General features: G+C 46.5%; 22 protein-coding genes. 18 read left to right on the top strand and 4 right to left on the bottom strand.

Annotated elements, in window-relative coordinates; all coding sequences use genetic code 11:
- Positions 1 to 12 precede the first annotated feature (12 nt).
- From ACAN56_RS32010 to ACAN56_RS31975, 8 genes are all read left to right on the top strand, one after another.
- Complete coding sequence (locus ACAN56_RS32010; RefSeq protein WP_379147872.1) at positions 13 to 3,633, top strand: phage tail-collar fiber domain-containing protein; 3,621 nt, start codon at positions 13 to 15, stop codon at positions 3,631 to 3,633.
- 3 nt (positions 3,634 to 3,636) lie between these two features.
- Positions 3,637 to 4,434 (top strand): hypothetical protein, encoded by a 798-nt coding sequence (locus ACAN56_RS32005; protein ID WP_379147870.1) that lies wholly within the window; start codon positions 3,637 to 3,639, stop codon positions 4,432 to 4,434.
- A 23-nt stretch (positions 4,435 to 4,457) separates the two neighbouring features.
- Positions 4,458 to 4,925 (top strand): hypothetical protein, encoded by a 468-nt coding sequence (locus ACAN56_RS32000; RefSeq protein WP_379147868.1) that lies wholly within the window; start codon positions 4,458 to 4,460, stop codon positions 4,923 to 4,925.
- On the top strand, positions 4,926 to 5,033 hold the full coding sequence (locus ACAN56_RS31995; RefSeq protein ID WP_379147866.1) for a CD1375 family protein: 108 nt from the start codon (positions 4,926 to 4,928) through the stop codon (positions 5,031 to 5,033).
- Between the two features lie 58 nt (positions 5,034 to 5,091).
- Positions 5,092 to 5,232, top strand: a complete 141-nt coding sequence (locus tag ACAN56_RS31990) for a CD1375 family protein (RefSeq protein WP_179091818.1) — start codon at positions 5,092 to 5,094, stop codon at positions 5,230 to 5,232.
- A 93-nt stretch (positions 5,233 to 5,325) separates the two neighbouring features.
- Positions 5,326 to 5,730, top strand: coding sequence for a hypothetical protein (locus ACAN56_RS31985; protein ID WP_379147864.1), 405 nt, complete (start codon positions 5,326 to 5,328; stop codon positions 5,728 to 5,730).
- A gap of 11 nt (positions 5,731 to 5,741) precedes the next feature.
- Positions 5,742 to 6,446 (top strand): M15 family metallopeptidase, encoded by a 705-nt coding sequence (locus ACAN56_RS31980; protein WP_379147862.1) that lies wholly within the window; start codon positions 5,742 to 5,744, stop codon positions 6,444 to 6,446.
- Positions 6,446 to 6,661: a phage holin gene (locus ACAN56_RS31975; RefSeq protein ID WP_038596984.1), complete on the top strand. Its 216-nt coding sequence runs from the start codon at positions 6,446 to 6,448 to the stop codon at positions 6,659 to 6,661. The genes ACAN56_RS31980 and ACAN56_RS31975 overlap by 1 nt, the downstream gene beginning before the upstream one ends.
- A gap of 343 nt (positions 6,662 to 7,004) precedes the next feature.
- Here ACAN56_RS31975 and ACAN56_RS31970 read toward each other — a convergent pair whose 3' ends face one another.
- Complete coding sequence (locus ACAN56_RS31970; protein ID WP_038596983.1) at positions 7,005 to 7,634, bottom strand: DUF1796 family putative cysteine peptidase; 630 nt, start codon at positions 7,632 to 7,634, stop codon at positions 7,005 to 7,007.
- Between the two features lie 162 nt (positions 7,635 to 7,796).
- On the opposite strand from ACAN56_RS31970, the gene ACAN56_RS31965 reads away from it, so the two are divergent.
- The 5 genes from ACAN56_RS31965 (at position 7,797) to ACAN56_RS31945 (ending at position 12,835) form a co-directional block, all read left to right on the top strand.
- Positions 7,797 to 8,672: a glycosyltransferase family 2 protein gene (locus tag ACAN56_RS31965; protein ID WP_379147859.1), complete on the top strand. Its 876-nt coding sequence runs from the start codon at positions 7,797 to 7,799 to the stop codon at positions 8,670 to 8,672.
- 236 nt (positions 8,673 to 8,908) lie between these two features.
- The gene (locus ACAN56_RS31960; protein WP_038596980.1) at positions 8,909 to 9,601 is read left to right on the top strand and encodes a phosphoadenylyl-sulfate reductase; all 693 of its coding nucleotides are present in this window, start codon (positions 8,909 to 8,911) and stop codon (positions 9,599 to 9,601) included.
- 40 nt (positions 9,602 to 9,641) lie between these two features.
- The gene (gene sat / locus ACAN56_RS31955; protein ID WP_379147857.1) at positions 9,642 to 10,811 is read left to right on the top strand and encodes a sulfate adenylyltransferase; all 1,170 of its coding nucleotides are present in this window, start codon (positions 9,642 to 9,644) and stop codon (positions 10,809 to 10,811) included.
- 78 nt (positions 10,812 to 10,889) lie between these two features.
- Positions 10,890 to 11,636, top strand: coding sequence for an N-acetylmuramoyl-L-alanine amidase CwlD (gene cwlD, locus ACAN56_RS31950; protein ID WP_038596974.1), 747 nt, complete (start codon positions 10,890 to 10,892; stop codon positions 11,634 to 11,636).
- 89 nt (positions 11,637 to 11,725) lie between these two features.
- Positions 11,726 to 12,835, top strand: a complete 1,110-nt coding sequence (locus ACAN56_RS31945; protein WP_038596971.1) for an Mrp/NBP35 family ATP-binding protein — start codon at positions 11,726 to 11,728, stop codon at positions 12,833 to 12,835.
- Positions 12,836 to 12,895: 60 nt separating this feature from the next.
- On the opposite strand, the gene gerD is transcribed toward ACAN56_RS31945, so the two are convergent.
- The gene (gene gerD / locus ACAN56_RS31940; protein ID WP_379147854.1) at positions 12,896 to 13,573 is read right to left on the bottom strand and encodes a spore germination lipoprotein GerD; all 678 of its coding nucleotides are present in this window, start codon (positions 13,571 to 13,573) and stop codon (positions 12,896 to 12,898) included.
- Positions 13,574 to 13,701: 128 nt separating this feature from the next.
- On the opposite strand from gerD, the gene ACAN56_RS31935 reads away from it, so the two are divergent.
- Together ACAN56_RS31935 and ACAN56_RS31930 are read left to right on the top strand one after the other, a co-directional pair.
- Positions 13,702 to 14,292, top strand: coding sequence for a KinB-signaling pathway activation protein (locus ACAN56_RS31935; RefSeq protein WP_038600885.1), 591 nt, complete (start codon positions 13,702 to 13,704; stop codon positions 14,290 to 14,292).
- 164 nt (positions 14,293 to 14,456) lie between these two features.
- The gene (locus tag ACAN56_RS31930; protein ID WP_379147852.1) at positions 14,457 to 15,275 is read left to right on the top strand and encodes a PPK2 family polyphosphate kinase; all 819 of its coding nucleotides are present in this window, start codon (positions 14,457 to 14,459) and stop codon (positions 15,273 to 15,275) included.
- Between the two features lie 40 nt (positions 15,276 to 15,315).
- Here the strand turns inward: ACAN56_RS31930 and pdaB are convergent, their stop codons facing one another.
- On the bottom strand, positions 15,316 to 16,119 hold the full coding sequence (gene pdaB / locus ACAN56_RS31925) for a polysaccharide deacetylase family sporulation protein PdaB (RefSeq protein ID WP_038596963.1): 804 nt from the start codon (positions 16,117 to 16,119) through the stop codon (positions 15,316 to 15,318).
- A 141-nt stretch (positions 16,120 to 16,260) separates the two neighbouring features.
- Here pdaB and ACAN56_RS31920 point away from each other — a divergent pair, with 141 nt between their 5' ends.
- The 3 genes from ACAN56_RS31920 (at position 16,261) to ACAN56_RS31910 (ending at position 17,476) form a co-directional block, all read left to right on the top strand.
- The gene (locus ACAN56_RS31920; RefSeq protein ID WP_379147850.1) at positions 16,261 to 16,911 is read left to right on the top strand and encodes a stage II sporulation protein M; all 651 of its coding nucleotides are present in this window, start codon (positions 16,261 to 16,263) and stop codon (positions 16,909 to 16,911) included.
- Positions 16,896 to 16,991, top strand: a complete 96-nt coding sequence (locus ACAN56_RS31915) for a hypothetical protein (RefSeq protein ID WP_379147848.1) — start codon at positions 16,896 to 16,898, stop codon at positions 16,989 to 16,991. The genes ACAN56_RS31920 and ACAN56_RS31915 overlap by 16 nt, the downstream gene beginning before the upstream one ends.
- A 254-nt stretch (positions 16,992 to 17,245) precedes the next feature.
- A complete protein-coding gene (locus ACAN56_RS31910; RefSeq protein WP_025336637.1) occupies positions 17,246 to 17,476 on the top strand; it encodes a hypothetical protein in 231 nt (76 codons plus the stop codon).
- Between the two features lie 44 nt (positions 17,477 to 17,520).
- Here ACAN56_RS31910 and ACAN56_RS31905 read toward each other — a convergent pair.
- Positions 17,521 to 17,890, bottom strand: a 370-nt coding sequence (locus ACAN56_RS31905; RefSeq protein ID WP_379147845.1) for a hypothetical protein, incomplete at its 5' end; no start/stop codon positions are given.

Below are 17,890 nucleotides of genomic sequence, written 5' to 3'. Positions count from 1 at the left end.
GGAGGGGCTTTTGTGGCAGTATTTGGTGGCATGACAATAACGACAAAAGGTATTGCACTTCAGGGCAAGGCGCAGGCGGGAGCGGCACTTAACTACACGCGTATTGCGGTCGGAGATGGAACACTTAGTGGGCAGTCTATTTCAGCGCTAAATGGGCTGATTTCTCAAAAAAAGAATTTGCCGATTACAAGACTGAAGACTCAACTGCCTAATAAGGCGGTAATTGGAGCGGTTTTATCAAATGCAGAAATTACAACGGGCTTTTATTTTCGAGAGGTCGGGGTTTTCGCACATGATCCGGATGTAGGGGAAATTCTTTATGCTTACGCCAACTCTGGCGTAACAGCAGATTATATTGCCCCCGCCGATAGTACCGACATCATAGAAAAGTCATTTGACTGTATCGTTGTAGTCGGCACTGCAGCAAACATAACGGCAGTAATCGATGAATCGCTGGTTTATGCTTTACGGTCTGATCTGGATGCTGTAGCAGCAATCAAGGTGGACAAGGTGGGCGGAAAACAACTAAGCACCGAAGATTACACCACGGCTGAAAAGGCGAAGCTTGCCGGGATTACGGCGGGTGCTGGTGGCACAGGATCAGCATCAGACACTGTCATCGGGAATCGAACGATAAGCGACAGCACCGCACCCACTGGCGAAACTGGTACGCTGACCACTTTGCTGGGTTGGCTGGCTAATATGATTAAGGGAATCACGGGTAAATCCTCCTGGCGGACAGCGCCAGCTACAACATTAGAGGCAGCTAAAGTCCACGCGGATGATGCAACCCGCCACATCACAGCACCAGAGCGAACAACCTGGAACGCCAAGGAGACACCAGGCGGGGCACAGTCTAAGGCTGATGCAGCCAAAGACGCAGCTATCAATGCAGCTGCTCAGGATGCGACCAGTAAGGCTGATGCAGCAGAATCAGCGGCAAAGAATGCTTCAATCCCGACAACCCAAAAGGGCGCGGCGAATGGTGTAGCAGCACTAAATGAAATAGGCCAAGTAATGGGAAGCGGGTTGAGTTTGGGTGGAAATAAATTAGGAGAAAGTATATTTACATTCTCTTTCGCTCATGGTGTCCAAAATCAAAAGCTAAACCTAGTTCACACGGGATTAACCGCTGGTTTTGTAGAAGTTACAGTTGCAGGAACGTGGGTTAATGGTAATGCTGCGGGGAAATTAACAAAGCGCTATGAAATCATAACAGATGGCGGGGGAACAATAAGTTATCAAACTGATGCTTATACAGAAGTAACCGGGCCAATACAAGATGCAATTTCTATTTCTCCAATTTCGTGGGATTCTAGTGCTTCAACTTTGATAATCACTATTGAAGCCCAGACGAGCAACGGAAACGATTATGTTGTTAGTATTAAACAGATGTCTCCTCATGGTTATGTTGCGTGGAGTAAAGGTACTGTATACACTGGTGCTGCCACAACATTACCTAGGGCAGTACAAACTATACCAGATGATACAGTTACGCGAAGTGGTTATCTGATCCAAAAGCATAGATTAACAACCCCGACTGGGACAGTAATTAATCTTTCTACTGGGTATAACTTAAATAATTTAACAGTAAACGGTTTTTTTGACGGAGAAAGTTTTGTAAATGCTCCTAATAACATAACGGATTGGTTTTATATTGAGTCTTATGTTCATTCTAACAATCAGTGGGACTACCGCTTCCAACGTGCTACTACATTAAACGGGTCACCTACACGAAAGCCTTCTACATTTGAGCGTATTCAGGTCGGGGGAGTATGGGGAGCTTGGTCTGAAGTAGCAGCAGGCGATTCTGTATTTAAAATTAACGGACTCGTAGATAAAGATTATAATCAAATTGTTAAACCGGGAACATATCAAATTTATGGGGGAATATTTCCTAATGCTCCAGCATTAACAGCGCCGTGGGGCATCCTTAACGTCTATCTGGGAAGTAACAGTTACGTTGTACAAGAAGTTACCCAAACAACTGCCCCATACGGAAAATGGTATCGGGCGGCGACGGAAACAGCGTGGAGTCCATGGAGAAAAGTTATTACTGATGCAGATACGCCAGTATTCGCAAAGGCAGGACTTTTTGTTACTTTTGGCGGGGCAATGACGGGCGTAACGACTGCTGAGTTTATAACTATGCTTAATAATATGGGAGCACACTCCCCAGAGGGAGGGTATTGGGTAGGACGGGGTGACTGGTCTTATGGTACTAATGCCTATATTACAGATTCCGGCTTTGGCAAGATACATCTCGCTGGGGCAGTTGTGGAAGTTATAGGATCCCTTGTCAATGATAAGTATACAATCCGCGTTACGACCCCGCCGACGAATGGTGTAGATGCCGATACAACCAATAGTGAGTTTACCTATGTTAACAATGGGATAGGTTATTACCCGGCGTGGCGGAGAAGCCTAAACACTGCAAATACGTCAGGCTTGTTCGGAGTTGGAAATACTGTAAGCAATGCCAATACGTTAGTATACAATGGTTCATATGTTGTTACTGCAGCATGGACGGGTAGCCCATGGGCTGGGACAGACGGAAGTAATCAGGGCTATCTTACGCATACTAGCTGGAACGCTGACAATTCTTATGCCATGCAAACGTTCATGCCCATCAATGCTACTGACGTCAATAGAACAGGAATGTGGTACAGAAGAAAATTAGCGGGTGTTTGGGGCACATGGACTAGAACGTACAGTGCCGAAAATGATGTTGGCCTTTTTAAAGAAAGGGGAGGCATACCTGCTGGGTCAGATTTAAATGACTACCACGGCAACGGATCTTACATGCTCCTAAGTGACTGGTACGCAACTTATGTTCACCGTCCGCCGGTGGACTCATACTACGTCTTGACAGTTTCGAGAGCCCAGTCCAGTGGCGGTTTCGTCAAGCAAACGGCTACTCAGGTATTTGGATCTTTTGAGTACTACCGCACTCGTACGGATCAGGGGTTTTGGAGTCCATGGGTAGAAGTAATGACTAGTGAATCAGGCAACTCATTTGTTAAACGTGGAGCCCCCTCCGCCGGCGAGGACCTAAATAATAAAACTGCATTGGGTATGTATACCTTAGCAGCAAACGCCAGTTATATTAATGGACCAGGACTTGATTGGTGTGTACTAAACGTGTACATGAACTCAAACGGCTATATTGTCCAAGAAGCCACCAACGTGGGGTCTGATACTCCACGGAAGAGGTTTAGAACACGGACCGAAGCGAATTATTGGAGTCGCTGGACTGACGTTGTTACCACAGATTCCACAGGGAGGATTCCGGGAGTAGCTGCTAATAGAGTAGCTATTAATGGTGTGCCGCTAACGACAACCGCATCCACTACAGTGGCAACATACACAGTTCCCACTACGGGGATGTACACAGTTAAGATATGCTTGCATGCGGCTAATCAACGGGATGTGGCAATAAACGTCAATTATGCGGGAATGGGAGGTTCGAAAAGCCGAGTAGTGTTGCCGTATTTAACAACGATGCCGCCTGATGATTGGGATTTCATCCCCGTTACTATTTTATGTAATGCGGGCAGCAATATAAACGTAGTCGCGCAAACAACCATTGCCAGTTCAGTTTATATAACCGCGACCATTACACAGGAGGGTTAACCAATGCCATTATATATACCAGGTTCAGCGCTTCAATCTCAAGTGCTGATCGGAGTTACCTTTTCGGCAGGGACTAAATACAATGTCGTAGGTACGATGCCTTTAAAGACTGCTTCGAATGGGGACGGAGGCGGCACAAACCACCACCTAGCGAAAGAAACGTCTGGGGTTCCTGGCACGATTTACTTAAGGCCAGTTAATCCGACTGACCCAATTACAGCTTTTCAAGGGGATGTTTGGATAAGGAAAGACGACGCGAACTTTAATCCCGCATATTGGAGATCAGATGTCTCTATGTTTGGTCTCCAAGGAACTATGCCAAACAGAAGCGCACAGAATATACACATGCCAGCCAACGCTTTTACAGTATGGTCTGGTGATAGAGTATTTTTACAGCCGCCACCAGGTTATTACGATGGGTCCACATGGGTTACAGGTGCTGCAGCGGGTCTCGTTGCTTCTAATATCCGTAACGGAGTCAATATTCTTGGACTCACAGGTACGATGATAGAAGGAAAGAGAAGTGCGAGTGGCTCAGTTGCCAGTCCGGGTGCAAGTTTCTCCGTAAACGGTCTGGCATTCGATCCTTATGTAGTAGTCATAAGTCTTTACGACTCAACTCTTGGTGATTACACCGTATTTACAGGCATTGACGGGGAATGGCATTCGACTACTCTTACTGCTCCAGGCGGGAGTTTCAAATACGGTGGTTATTCTAAGGAAGCATGGACAACCAGTGGCTTTACACTGGGCAATACAGTCGGAACACATACTGTAACTTGGCAAGCGTGGGAAAAATAATTACATCGAGAGGATGAATTTTTATGGAAATCGGAAGAAAAATTTATTTTGATAAAGCGACGGGAAATGTAATTCTTGATACTGGCGAAAAAGTCGGTGATGTTGTTAAAACAACTCGCGAGCAGGATTTTGCATCTTTCAAGGTGCTTCAGGAACGTGTAGAGGAAACGGTAGGAATGATTGAATTAGAGTTCGGTCAATATAACGTTGAATTTCGTGAGTCCTGGGGACGATTTCGCGTGAATCCAAAAACGGAGGAACTGGAATTTTCCTACGGTCCGATTGATCCGGAGGAACCCACGGAACCAGTCTACCAGAAGCCTTTAACCGAGCAAATCAAGGACCTGACAACAGAGCTATCCAGCACACAGATGGCTCTCGCTGATAATTACGAGCAACTGCTCTCTGCACAAAATGAGGCTGTAAGTGCGCAATTGGCGTTAACCGAGCTGTACGAGCTGGTATTACCCTTGACTGGAGGTGCTAAGTAAATGATACAAGTATATGCAAGCTTGATCCGCAAGGGACTTAAAAAGCTGAAACAAGTACCAGCTGTAATCCGCGAGGATGTTGCCGCGCTGCTGGAAGATAATGCGTAACTGGTTGGCAGGGCTGCTGGTGTCCGGCGGTCTACGTCTCATGAAGGGAGGTGACACAATGTCTGTTATTTATGCCTTGTTGATTATTAAGGGGCTGAAAACTTATGCTCAAGTGCCAGCCAAACTGCAGCCTGAGGTTAAGACCTACCTGGCAGCGTCTGATCTGGATGAAAACGGAGAACCATTACCAGCTAAATAAATTTAAGGATGCGCCCAATGAGGCGTTTTTATTTTGCCCTCGGAGCCGATCCGGGGGCTCTTTTTATACAACAACTAGATAAAGGGGTACATCATGATGGCAGACGCGGGTGCAGATGTAAGAGGAGGGGTTGAGGATGTAATGCCATTACAACAACGTCTTGAAGAAGTAGAAGCGGGATTGAATACTCTGACTGGTGAGTTTGCCCGAATAGCTGCCGAAAATGTTACGGCAAACACTAAGCTGCGGTTACTGGAAGAGAATGACCATCGTCATGATGAAAGTATTAAGGAGATTAAAAGTTCGACAATCAAAATGGAGATTCAGTTCAGTGCAATTATGGCTAAGTTCGACAGCCTCGAAAGCAAAATTTTCTCGCTGCTTCAACAAGCTAACAAGGACAGTGGGGCAGAGCGGAAACTTTGGATGGACATGATTAAATACATTGTTTTGATTGCTCTTGGAGCAGCGGCAGGCAATCAATTTTTAGGGAAATAAGGAGTGATGTGATGCGTACATTAGAGCAGGTAAAACTCAAATCCCATAAACGTCTAATCGGGCTGCATCCTGTTGTTGTAGCGGCTACGTTGGCTCTCATTGAGCGGAGTTACGCCCGGGGAGTCAATATAGTCATTACCCAAGGGCTCCGGAGCATTGAAGAGCAGGATGCCCTGTACGCTCAGGGTCGTACGAAGCCAGGGGCTATTGTGACCAATGCCAAGGGGGGCACGAGTTACCACAACTTTGGACTTGCAGTCGACTTTGCGTTGCTCTTGCCAGATGGAAAACAGGTATCTTGGGACTTGAAACGCGATGGTGATGCAGACGGAATGGGGGATTGGACAGAGGTGGTACAGGGGGCCAAAGCGCTCGGGCTAGAGTGGGGCGGGGATTTTGTCTCCATTAAAGATGCGCCACACTTCCAAATGACCTTCTGTCTCACAACGTCTCAGTTACGTGCCGGCAAGGAACCAACAGCATCCCAGGTGGCAGCGGCATATATCAAAATTGGTAAATGTACAAAGGAGGATTCAGAAGTGAAGAAAGATGTAATCGTATCAGTAATCGTGGATGGCCAGAAGGTGGCTGACGGTGTAGCGGACGAAGGGGTAACCTATACGCCAGCAAGAGCCATAGCAGAGGCTCTGGGAGCTATAGTGTCGTATGATGCCAAGAACAAAACAGTGACAATCAATAGTAAGGAGGCCAAATAGTGAGAAGCAAATGGAGAAACTATGGATTATGGGTATCTTTGACGGCAGCAGTGCTGCTGGGGGTGCAGACCGTTGGCGTGATCTTTGACGTGCAATTCACACCGGAGAAATTTGAAGAAGTAATGGCAGCAGTAAATGCTGTGCTCGGCGTGCTGGTGGTGCTGGGGATCGTGAGTAATCCTGAGGCTGGCAAAGGGTATACAGATAATATGTGAAAAATTCGATAGGTTAAAAACGATCACGCCCTACCACGGAAGCGTCGGGGCAAGATTTCGCTAGAGGAGTAGATGTGTGTAACTCTGATTAATGGAGAGTTTTTTTGATGACTATATATCTCGACCTAATTCATAACCAAACTAATCGGAATTAATCGGAACTCTTGAAAAGAAACTTCCTATTATATACGGCTATCTGAACTAATCGGAATTAATTGTCGCGCTCCACAGTTCTCGAAACGTTAATATCCCTTGGTTATCAAGGATATCAAGCCTCTGGCCTTTATGGCCAGAGGCTTTTATTTTTGCCATAATAGCGCTGTGACCATAACAATGGCTTATTTTATCTAACACTAAAGCCATGCAATATGGATCTCCAGAGATGATCATTATCATGGAACATGTCCGGGACTTCTGGGATTTGTAAGGCGCAAACATTGTTAAAGGGCCAAGGAGTTTCGATGATTCCATGTACGGGTGCATGATTAATAATAAGCAGGTTAAATGTTCCTTTAACCATCCCGTTTAACACATCCAGCAGTTCAGCGGTTTCATGTATTGTGGCTTCGGTTCGAATAAATAATACCTTGTCAGCGTCCATGAGGGTCTGGAGGAATCGCGGAATGCGGCGCTGTAGTTTTTCTTTTAGTTTTGGATAGCTGACAAGCTGCTCCGGTGTATTTTCAATCAGTGGAAAATCATGGTGAGAAAAAGCATGGTACGCTGCGTCCCTAACAATATAACATTCCGCCTTATGATTAATTCCCGTAATACTAAGATTAGGGAAATCCATGAAATGGGCGAACCGATTTCGCAATAGATTGCTTACACCTGCCAAAACGGGGGTCTCCACCCAATCAATCACCCCACCTACCTTTCGTAATAGAGTGCGGGATAATTGATCGGCAGCGAGGCAGTTATGTCCTAAACTGAATATAACATCATAGGTACCCTTAATCTCATTCAATATCATGCGGATCGCCCCCCGGATAATTTACTATATTAAATTAATGTCAGGGGAAAAGCGTTTGGACGATCATACATATTTAATTTGAAACAGGCACTTACTTATATCGAGACAAGGCATGGCCTCATAATCTATAAAGTGTTAAGTATAGTTGAGGCGGTGCGAGTAATGGTGAAAATATCGGTTTTGTTGCCTGTATACAACTCATCCCTTTATATTGAGGAGTCAACTCAGAGTATCCTTCAGCAATCGTATCCGGATTTTGAACTACTGATTATAGATGATGGGTCTGTTGATGGAACCTTGGGAAGAATAAAGGGTATTCATGACAGCCGTATAAAGGTGATTTCTCATGCCGTAAACATCGGGCTTATCAGAACATTGAACGAAGGCCTTTCGTTATGTACGGGTGAATATATTGCCCGCATGGATGGGGATGACATCGCATTGCCGCACCGTTTGGCACGTCAGGTGGCCTTTATGGATGCGAATCCGCATATAGGGGTTTGCGGTAGCCAAGCAGAATATATCGGCATAGCCGGGACTACGGCTAAACCGCTAATTCATGACGAAATAAGGTGTTGGCAGTTTTTTCACTGTACGATTGTGCATCCTACTGTCATGCTTAGAAAATCCATTCTGGATAATCATGGAGTGAAATATTGGGATTACCCCCATGCTGAGGATTTTGAGCTGTGGAACCGCTTGGGGGAGGTAACCCAATTGACCAATCTGCCTGAAGTACTGCTAAAGTACAGGGTGCATACTAACCAGATATCTTACGTCCATGAAACTATGCAAGAACAGATGGCTGAGAGGATCATCAGGCAACAATTTGGGCAAATCGGGCTCAATCCCTCCTATGAGGAGTATCAGCTGCATAAGGATTTCTGCCATTTTAGGATTCAGGTTCATGATTTCAATCAATACAACAGAGCGTTAGCATGGGCTCATAAAATCTTGGAGGCGAATAATCGGGTCCAAAAATACAACCATGAGGTTTTGAATTCGGTATTATCTCAATGTTTTACCTTCTCTCAATAAGCTTGCCGCGTCTATATATTCTTCTTATTACAGCATATCTCTCGGTTTTTAGGGATATCAAGCCTCTTGCCTTTATGGACAGGGGCTTTTGGCTTTTTATGGCGCTATAAATGCTATAAAATGCATTGACTTCCTCAGGGAAAGTTATATACTATTCCATATAAAAATAGTTGGAATTGTCGTCATAAGTTCAGCATTATCTTTAAGCTGCATAACTAGGATGGAGGAATACCGAAATGAATCTGCTTGAGAAAGAAGATTTGATTAAAGTTAAGGCCGAGGAACTGGAAAATGCCTCACCTGAAGAGATTATTCGTTGGGCAGTAGAAACTTTCCCTAACATCACCTTTGCCTGCAGTTTTGGAGCCGAAGATGTAGTGCTTGTTGATATGCTGCAGAAGGTTAGTCCGTCAACGGATGTTTTTTATCTGGATACGGATTATCATTTCAAAGAAACCTATGAGACAAGAGATATTATGGCTGATAAATATGGAATGGAGTTCGTGCGTGTGTCGCCGCAGATATCTACGCAGGAACAAGCACTTCAATACGGTGATGCGCTATGGAATGTCGATCCTAACCAATGCTGTGCGATCCGCAAAGTAGAGCCGCTTACCCGCATTCTTTCCCAATATGATGCCTGGATTACCGGGATTCGCCGTGATCAGGCCCCAACCCGCGCCAATTCCAAAAAGGTAGAGTACGATTATAAATTCGGACTGGTCAAATTTAATCCGATTGCGCACTGGACGACTGAGGATGTATGGAATTACATCCGCGAAAATGATGTTGTATATAATCCGCTCCATGACCGCAATTTCCCGAGCATCGGCTGCGAGCAATGCACCCGTGCTGTTATGCCTGGCGAAGATCCGCGTGCCGGAAGATGGTCCGGTTCGGAAAAAACGGAATGTGGACTGCATAAATAAGCAAGGCACGAGAAGCGAGACACAGGAGGAGAGAAATTAGATGACGTCAATACTTCCACATGGAGGAACACTGATTCAGCGTACAGTGGAGGGAGCGCAGAGAGAAGAACTGCTGCAGCAAGCTTCGGACTATAAATCAATCGCAATTAATACATGGACTATCTCTGATCTGGATTTGATTGCCGTGGGAGCCTTCTCACCGCTTACCGGCTTTTTAAATGAAGAAGATTATCATTCTGTCGTGAAAAGTATGAGACTTGCGGATGGCACCGTATGGAGTATTCCCATCACACTTGCTGTTGAAGATGAGGTGGCCTCAGGTCTGGCTGTTGGTGATACCGTGTCTTTGATCGGTGACGAAGATGGTGTGATTTATGGTTTGCTGGATGTGCAGAGCATTTACAGCGTAGATCAGCAGCTTGAAGCACAGAACGTCTTCAGAACGACAGATCCGGAGCACCCTGGCGTCAGCAAATTGCTGGCCCGTCCGGCAACCTATGTAGGAGGACCTATAACGGTCTTGAATCGTCCGCAGCCGGAGAAGTTCGGGGAGTTCTACTTTGATCCGGCCAAGACGCGGCAAATATTCGCTGATAAAGGCTGGAGAACGGTTGTTGGCTTTCAGACACGAAATCCCGTTCACCGCGCGCATGAGTACATTCAGAAGTGTGCTATGGAGGTTGTAGACGCTTTGTTCCTCAATCCTCTGGTCGGCGAGACCAAATCCGATGATGTGCCGGCCAATGTGCGGATGAAGAGTTATCTGGCACTGCTGGAGAATTACTACCCGGCAGACCGTACGTTCCTTGGAGTCTTCCCGGCAGCTATGCGTTACGCGGGTCCAAGAGAAGCGATATTCCATGCCATGGTCCGCAAAAATTACGGCTGCACCCATTTCATCGTGGGCCGTGACCATGCAGGTGTAGGTGACTACTATGGAACTTACGAAGCACAAGAGATTTTTTCCAACTTCACTGCTGAGGAGTTGGGGATTACACCGCTATTTTTTGAGCACAGCTTCTTCTGCATCAAATGCGGAAATATGGCCTCCAGCAAGACCTGCCCTCATCCGGGTGATCAGCATCTGACATTATCCGGTACGAAGGTGCGTGCGCTGCTGCGGGATGGCCAGTGCCCGCCTCCGGAATTTACACGGCCTGAGGTTGCGCAAATTTTGATTGAGGGAATGTCTCAGGAAGTTAACGCCTAAATACGAAGAGCCAGTACTATTTGGCCCTCTTGTCCCATATAGATGAGTAGAATCTATCGGGACGAGGGGGTCTTTGTTATGTCTGGCCGAAAGCAGCGGAAGGTCTCGGTCTGGATCTCATGGAACAGTATTAAAAAAAGCATGCTGGGCGCAGTGCTGCTTGCTGTGATGATCGGCATCATTGCCTATGATATGCCTACCGCCAAAACGCTGAACTATTGGAGCCTGCCATTGTCCGGTAAGATTATAGCCATCGATGCCGGCCATGGCGGACCGGACGGAGGGGCAGTCAGCCGTGAGGGACTGATTGAGAAGGATATTAATCTCTCGGTATCACTCTATCTGCGCGATTATTTGCAGCAGGCGGGGGCGATTGTAGTTATGACGCGTGAAGGTGATTATGACCTGGCCCAGGAGGGCACCAAAGGATATTCCAAGCGCAAGACAGAGGATCTGAAGCAAAGGGTAAGGACTATTGAAGAGAAGGGCGCGGACCTCTTTATCAGCGTGCATATGAACAGTGTCCCTTCCGGCCGCTGGAGCGGAGCGCAAACCTTCTATTATCCCAACAACGAAGGGAATAAAGCGTTGGCGGGCTTTGTGCAGGATGAGCTCAGGGCTACGCTGGAGAATACCGATCGTGTAGCTAAAACTGTGAATACAGTGTATCTGTTAAAAGCATTGAAAATGCCGGCTGTGCTTGTGGAGGTGGGCTTTCTGTCACATCCGCAGGAGTCGGCTTTGCTTGGAGACGATGTCTATCAGCGGAAGGTGGCAACGAGCATTTACCGCGGGATTATGCGTTATGCTTCAGAGCAGCAGTGAGGAGGGACTACTCATCCGCAGAGGGGGAATGCTATAATAGACAAAAATACCGGAACCTTACCCGTCCGGAAGGAACAGAGGTGCTTTCCATGCTGACCAGGGAACAAATTCAGGAACTATTGCAGTCGCTTACAGACCCGGAATCCGGAAAAAGCCTTGTGGAGCTGCAGTTGATTCGCGATATTATGATCAAGGAAGACCGCATATCCTTATCGCTTGTATGTCTGGACCAAGATGAGAAGAGCCGTATGGAGTTGGAGCAGCAGGTGCGTGATCTGCTTACAGCGGGCGGAGCCGGCAATCTACATATCCGGCTGCGTGATGCCACCGACTATGAGCGCTCTATCTTGCGCGGAGAGAGCGTGGAAGATGAGCCGGAAGATCGTCAAGGGGACAAGCTTAAAGGGCATGCAGCGGGCCTTGAGGGCCATGAGCTGATTGGTGAGAACTCCGGCGTGAACTTCATCGCTATCGCCAGCGGCAAGGGCGGGGTCGGCAAATCAACCGTGACGGTAAATCTGGCAGTGGCACTCGCCCGAAAAGGGAAGAAGGTCGGATTGATTGATGCTGATATCTATGGCTTCAGTATTCCGGACATGATGGGGATTGAAGAGGGACCGATTGTCGAAGAAGGCACAATTATACCTGTAGAACGTTTCGGAGTGAAGGTCATGTCCATGGGCTTTTTCATCCGTGAGAATAGTCCAGTCATCTGGAGAGGACCCATGCTTGGCAAGATGCTCCGCCAGTTCTTCAGCGACGTAGGTTGGGGAGAGCTTGACTACATGCTGCTTGACTTGCCTCCAGGTACGGGTGATGTGGCGCTGGATGTGCATCAGATGCTGCCGCACAGCAAGGAAATTATCGTAACTACGCCCCATGCAACAGCAGCCTTTGTAGCGGCCAGAGCAGGATCAATGGCTTTGCAGACAGAGCATGAGATTCTTGGGGTCATTGAGAATATGGCCTACTATGAATGCTCGGAATGCGGCAAAAAGGACTATATTTTCGGCCGCGGCGGCGGGGCGAGACTAGCAGAGACACTGCATACGGAGCTGCTGGCCCAGGTGCCGCTTGGCGCACCGGATAATCATATCTCCGAACCGGATTTCTCACCGTCCGTATATAAACCCGAAACAGCCACTGCACAGCTGTTTGCGGAGATTGCCGATAAATTGATTGCGAAGTATGAGCAGTAATTCAGATTGGCATTAAAAAGAGGCCGTCCCCATTCTAAGTGGGACAAGGCCTCTTTTTATTTAGGAATCAGAATCATCGCCGCCTTGTTGCTTCTGGCTGTCGCCTCCGCTTCCTTTGTCCCCGCCTTTCTTTTCAACCTTCGGCTGAAGTTCATCCTGGACTACCGTTTTAAGCAAACCGAGCACTTCCATGCGGAATAAAGGATTCTGCATCGCTTCCTGCATAATAGTCATGGATTGCTTACGGTAATCTGAAGTTTTAGTAAGGTCTAGGAACATTTTCATCATTTCGGGCGACTTCATGATCTCTTCAATTGATTTTTGATACGTTGGATCTTTGATCAACTGAAGATGCAGCTCTTTGCTTTGGGTATTGATTGCTTTGGCAAATTCACCGGCAAATTTCGGATCGGTCATGATTTTTTCAATTTCTTTTTTATACTCAGGAGCTGTAATTGTGTCTTTAACGGCAATCCGGATTTGTTCCGTCGTTTGGAGCGGCATCATTTTCATGCTCAACCCGCCGCCGCTTCCTTCGGAGCCGGAGCTTGGACTGGAGAGTGCCTCCTCTACGGCTTTCTTTCCCTCATCGCTTTTCAATATATCAACAACCATGGTCTTCATTTCCTTGTATCCCATCTGCCCGGATGATGAACTGCTCTGTTCTCCTCCGCAGGCCGTTAAAGCCATAATTAAGCTTAAAGCCAGGCCTCCGGACCATAAACTCCTCCATTTCATTGGCGCTGCCCCTCCTTTGTAGGATTCCTGACTGTAGTATGCCGCGCGGACACACATTTATGTTGCAGTATAATGGTTTTTTGACGGTAAGCTTGGTAAAATAAATCTGACACGGGGAGGTGAACTGGCTGAGTATAAAGAAATGGTTTTATTTGTTCTGGACCACGCTTCTGATCGGTGCGGGCGGAGCGGTAGTAGCTGGACTTGCACTGCAGGCTGTGAATGGCCGTATCGAGTTCAAAAGCACTGCCGATCTCTTCATTTACCCCCTGATCCTTTTTGGCTATGGCATGCTTGTCAGCGTTTACTCGCAGCTCGGCTTCTTTGCGTATCTGATTCTCAACTATATGGGAACGGGTGTGTTTCGGCGGAAGGTCTGGCAGTACATACAACTGGTGCTGGCTGTGCTTGCCCTGCTTGAGCTGATCTTTCTGCGAACTTTTGTAGGAGGAGAACGAAACGTCGTCTCTGATTTGATTCTGGGCATCGTTATATTGCTTACAGCCATTATTGTGTCCTATTTTAAAGTACGAAGCACGAATAGTTCAGCCTGGATTCCGACATTTTTCTTTATGACAGCCATCACGATAGTGGAGACGATTGGTGTGCTCCGCATAGGAGTGGACAGCGCTACCGTATTTATTGTAATTCCGCTTATTGCAAGCAATGCATTCCAAATTCTGATGCTGCACCGTATTCTGAAACCACGAACAGGATAATTATGAAAATACAAAGAACCCCGTTCTCCAGATGAGAAGCAGGGTTCTTTGTGATTCCTCCAGCCGGCGATTAAAATCAGGAGGAGGAGGTTAATCTTAAAGACATACTACATATTTTAAAGATGCGGCTGTTTATGCTCACAAAACTTTGAGGAGGGGAATATATGAACATCAAGCGCTATATGATAAAAGACACAAACGAAACGCTCCTGAGCAAGCTTGATCCGAACGAAAGCGGCGACTTAACCAAGGAGGAAGCCGAGGTCAAGATGAAGGAGCTTAAAGAACGTCTCACCGAGCTGCAGGATATTCTATTTGCCCAGAAAAAGCATTCCCTGCTTGTCATCCTGCAAGGAATGGACTCCAGCGGGAAAGACGGCACGGTAAAGCATATTTTCTCCGGGATCAACCCTCAGGGTTTTATCGTCACCAGCTTTAAAAAACCGTCTCTGGAGGAAGAAGCCCATGATTTCCTGTGGAGAGTGCATATGAAGACGCCGCCCAAAGGATATATTGCCGCGTTCAACCGCTCGCATTATGAGGATGTCTTGGTTCCCCGCGTGCACGGCAGTCTGCAAAAAGATGAGATGAAACGCCGGTTTCGTTATATCCGCCAGTTTGAAGAAATGCTGGTGGAGGAAGGGACAACGATCATCAAACTCTTTTTGCATATCTCCAAGGAGAAGCAGCTTGAGAAAATTCAGGAGCGGCTGCAGGACCCGACGAAACATTGGAAGTTTGACGCCAGTGACCTGCAGGAGCGGGAATATTGGGATGATTATCAGGAGACTTATCAAGATGTATTTAAAGAAAGCAGTTCAAAAAACGCGCCCTGGTATTGGATTCCGGCCAATCGCCGCTGGTACCGCAATTATCTTGCATTAGCCATTGTGGTGAAGACGCTGGAAGGGCTGGACTTAAGTTATCCGAAGCTGAACACTCCAACGCCCGATATATCAGAGCTGATATCACCACGCCATTAAAAATTACAGAAGAAGCAGGATAGAGTGGCGGCGGGTTAGCCTACATTCCGGCAGCGTCTTCAATTCCATCGTCCAGCCAAGCGGAATCACGTACTTCCTTGCCCTCGGCGCTGCCTTGGCTGATTAACTCGGACACGGTAACAAATTCGTAGCCCTGGCTGCGCAGCTTGTCAATGATAAGCGGAAGAGCCTCGTGAGTTTGTTTACAGGAATCGCTGGCATGCAAAAGTACAATATCTCCGGGATGAGCCTTTGTCGTTACTCGATTTACGATATTGTCCACACCGATGTTCTTCCAGTCTAAAGAATCGGTATCCCACTGAATGACCTTATAACCCAGGTCGCTGGCCACCTGAAGCACTCTTTTGTCGAAATCGCCGTTTGGCATGCGGATCAGATTCGGTTCCTTGCCAGTCAATTCAGTAAGCACGGTATGTGCTGTCGAAATTTGGGTGCGGATTTCCTCGTTGCTCAGCGCGCTGTAGTTTACATGCTTGTGACCATGGCTGCCGATCTCATATCCTGAATCTTTAATGCTTGTTACAATTTCCGGATGAGTCTTGCTCCAGGGTGACGAGAGGAAGAAGGTGGCTTTATCCACTTTTTTCTCTTCCAGCACCTTGAGGATCGGTTCGGGCCTTTTTTCTCCCCAGCTAATATCAAAAGTTAAAGCGATCAGCTTCTTCTCCGTCGGTACGCTGTATATCGCAGAAGGGGCCGTTTCGGAAAAAACGGTAATATTGCCCCTCTCGACATAAACGACACCGGCGGCAAGAAGCGCAGCGGCAAAAATGTAAATGAACCGTTTTATCTTCTTGCCGCTGAATACATAAAAAGAATTCATACTGACAGCGCTCCTCTCCTATGCGAAATGCTTGTTTGTTCTAAATGTATGCTCGTACCCACCGCTTATGACCTCCTCTAGGACAGAAATCGTAGTTAAGGCTTTTTAAGCGGGTGACGTCAAAACTTCCAGGAGGTGTCTATGCTATCCTTTTTTACGTTTGCCAAAGATTTAACCACGATCCGCAAAGCTTTAATACTGGCAGCCATTTTATTCATCGCAGGGGGCGTGATTGGCTGGATAGGCACCGGCGCTATGCAAAAATTGATTGAACAGCAGCTGCAGGGTCTCAGTAATATCAGTAAAGATCTTAAAGAGTCCGACCATCCGCAGTGGAGTTTTTTCAAATTTATATTCTTGAACAATAGTATCAAGAGTGTGTTCATTATTTTCCTCGGTGCCTTCTTTGGAATACTTCCCGCATTTTTTCTGCTCATCAATGGTGCGGTTATCGGATATTTAATCCACTTGTCGGTGCTTCAGGAACAGGATTTGTTTACGCTTATCGTTAAGGGGCTACTGCCGCACGGGGTTATCGAAATTCCGGCAATCATTATCGCCTGTGCTTTTGGACTGCAGTTCGGCGGTAAAATATTCGCAGGTATATTCGGTACAGCCGCCAATAAAGAAAAGCGGAGCAACGCTTGGCCAGTCTTTATGCGGCAAACNTCATTATCGCCTGTGCTTTTGGACTGCAGTTCGGCGGTAAAATATTCGCAGGTATATTCGGTACAGCCGCCAATAAAGAAAAGCGGAGCAACGCTTGGCCAGTCTTTATGCGGCAAACATTAACGGCATCGGTGTGGATTGTGATCCTTCTATTGATCGCCGCAATAATTGAAAGCACGATTACATTTTCACTTTTATCATAAAAAAACCGGGAATTGAGCATAACATTAAAGCCATACGATTTTGGGGTTTCCTGACAACCGGTGCTATGTATTTGCGGCAAGACCATAGAGGCGATTTTTTCGTAATTATGGTTATAGATACTGCGCTCCGGTTAATCTAGTGTAAACGGATAAACAGGTACAGCTTCCCGTCATCCATGGACTATCTTCTATCACACAAGCAGCGGCATTTGAGGTTTCTGTAAATATTAAATTTCATGAAGGAGGCCAAGCATATGTTGGGAATGTTGTTCAACGAGAAGGAATGTAAGGAGCTGGACTATGTTTTGCGTAAAGAGCTTGATGAGATGCTTCTGGATTTAAGTGATCAACGCTTGGACCAAAATATCAGGCATGCTATTGCCAATCGATATAAAACAGTATTTCGTATGTACGCACGTTTTGCTCCTCAGAAAGAGCTGTCTAAATATGCGTGGGGCGGCCGGTCATCCCAATTTAAACATTAAAATTAGAGGGCTGATACTTAGGATTCAATCGCTTGTCCATGAAATTAACTAAATAGGTTGACTAAAAGGGAGCCGCTATGATACATTATATCTCGCGCTCCTTTTCTATGTATTGAAAAGCAGCTGCAGGCAAGGAAAAACGAAAAAAACTTTTTTTCAAAAAAAGACTTGCCAAAATGATAAACACTGTGATATATTATAAAGGTCGCCGCTGAGACGCGGTGAAGAGTTAAAAAGAGACATTGATCTTTGAAAACTGAACAACGAGTGAGTGGGAAATCACGCAAGTGAGATCCAAAACTGATGGGTTTCGCAGCGTATTTATACGCTTTAGAAATTTCATCTTGAGAATGTAAATTCTCGTCAGATGTTTCAAATTGAGCAATCGCTCTTTCTAAATACCAATTTGGAGAG

This window comes from Paenibacillus paludis, assembly GCF_042610515.1.
Lineage (GTDB): Bacteria > Bacillota > Bacilli > Paenibacillales > Paenibacillaceae > Paenibacillus_AQ.
Note: the sequence above shows the minus strand (reverse complement) of the source record. Positions and strands in the feature narration are given on the sequence as shown.

What these genes read in the sequence shown, in the direction of transcription:
- ACAN56_RS31965 (WP_379147859.1), top strand. Translation starts at nt 7,797, where the DNA reads ATGGTGAAAATATCGGTTTTGTTGCCTGTATACAACTCATCCCTTTAT.
- ACAN56_RS31930 (WP_379147852.1), top strand. Translation starts at nt 14,457, where the DNA reads ATGAACATCAAGCGCTATATGATAAAAGACACAAACGAAACGCTCCTG.
- gerD (WP_379147854.1), bottom strand. Translation starts at nt 13,573, where the DNA reads ATGAAATGGAGGAGTTTATGGTCCGGAGGCCTGGCTTTAAGCTTAATT.
- ACAN56_RS31990 (WP_179091818.1), top strand. Translation starts at nt 5,092, where the DNA reads ATGTCTGTTATTTATGCCTTGTTGATTATTAAGGGGCTGAAAACTTAT.
- ACAN56_RS31945 (WP_038596971.1), top strand. Translation starts at nt 11,726, where the DNA reads ATGCTGACCAGGGAACAAATTCAGGAACTATTGCAGTCGCTTACAGAC.
- ACAN56_RS31980 (WP_379147862.1), top strand. Translation starts at nt 5,742, where the DNA reads ATGCGTACATTAGAGCAGGTAAAACTCAAATCCCATAAACGTCTAATC.
- cwlD (WP_038596974.1), top strand. Translation starts at nt 10,890, where the DNA reads ATGTCTGGCCGAAAGCAGCGGAAGGTCTCGGTCTGGATCTCATGGAAC.
- ACAN56_RS32005 (WP_379147870.1), top strand. Translation starts at nt 3,637, where the DNA reads ATGCCATTATATATACCAGGTTCAGCGCTTCAATCTCAAGTGCTGATC.
- sat (WP_379147857.1), top strand. Translation starts at nt 9,642, where the DNA reads ATGACGTCAATACTTCCACATGGAGGAACACTGATTCAGCGTACAGTG.
- ACAN56_RS31970 (WP_038596983.1), bottom strand. Translation starts at nt 7,634, where the DNA reads ATGATATTGAATGAGATTAAGGGTACCTATGATGTTATATTCAGTTTA.
- ACAN56_RS31985 (WP_379147864.1), top strand. Translation starts at nt 5,326, where the DNA reads ATGATGGCAGACGCGGGTGCAGATGTAAGAGGAGGGGTTGAGGATGTA.
- ACAN56_RS32000 (WP_379147868.1), top strand. Translation starts at nt 4,458, where the DNA reads ATGGAAATCGGAAGAAAAATTTATTTTGATAAAGCGACGGGAAATGTA.
- ACAN56_RS31915 (WP_379147848.1), top strand. Translation starts at nt 16,896, where the DNA reads ATGCGGCAAACATTAACGGCATCGGTGTGGATTGTGATCCTTCTATTG.
- pdaB (WP_038596963.1), bottom strand. Translation starts at nt 16,119, where the DNA reads ATGAATTCTTTTTATGTATTCAGCGGCAAGAAGATAAAACGGTTCATT.
- ACAN56_RS31960 (WP_038596980.1), top strand. Translation starts at nt 8,909, where the DNA reads ATGAATCTGCTTGAGAAAGAAGATTTGATTAAAGTTAAGGCCGAGGAA.
- ACAN56_RS31995 (WP_379147866.1), top strand. Translation starts at nt 4,926, where the DNA reads ATGATACAAGTATATGCAAGCTTGATCCGCAAGGGACTTAAAAAGCTG.
- ACAN56_RS31910 (WP_025336637.1), top strand. Translation starts at nt 17,246, where the DNA reads ATGTTGGGAATGTTGTTCAACGAGAAGGAATGTAAGGAGCTGGACTAT.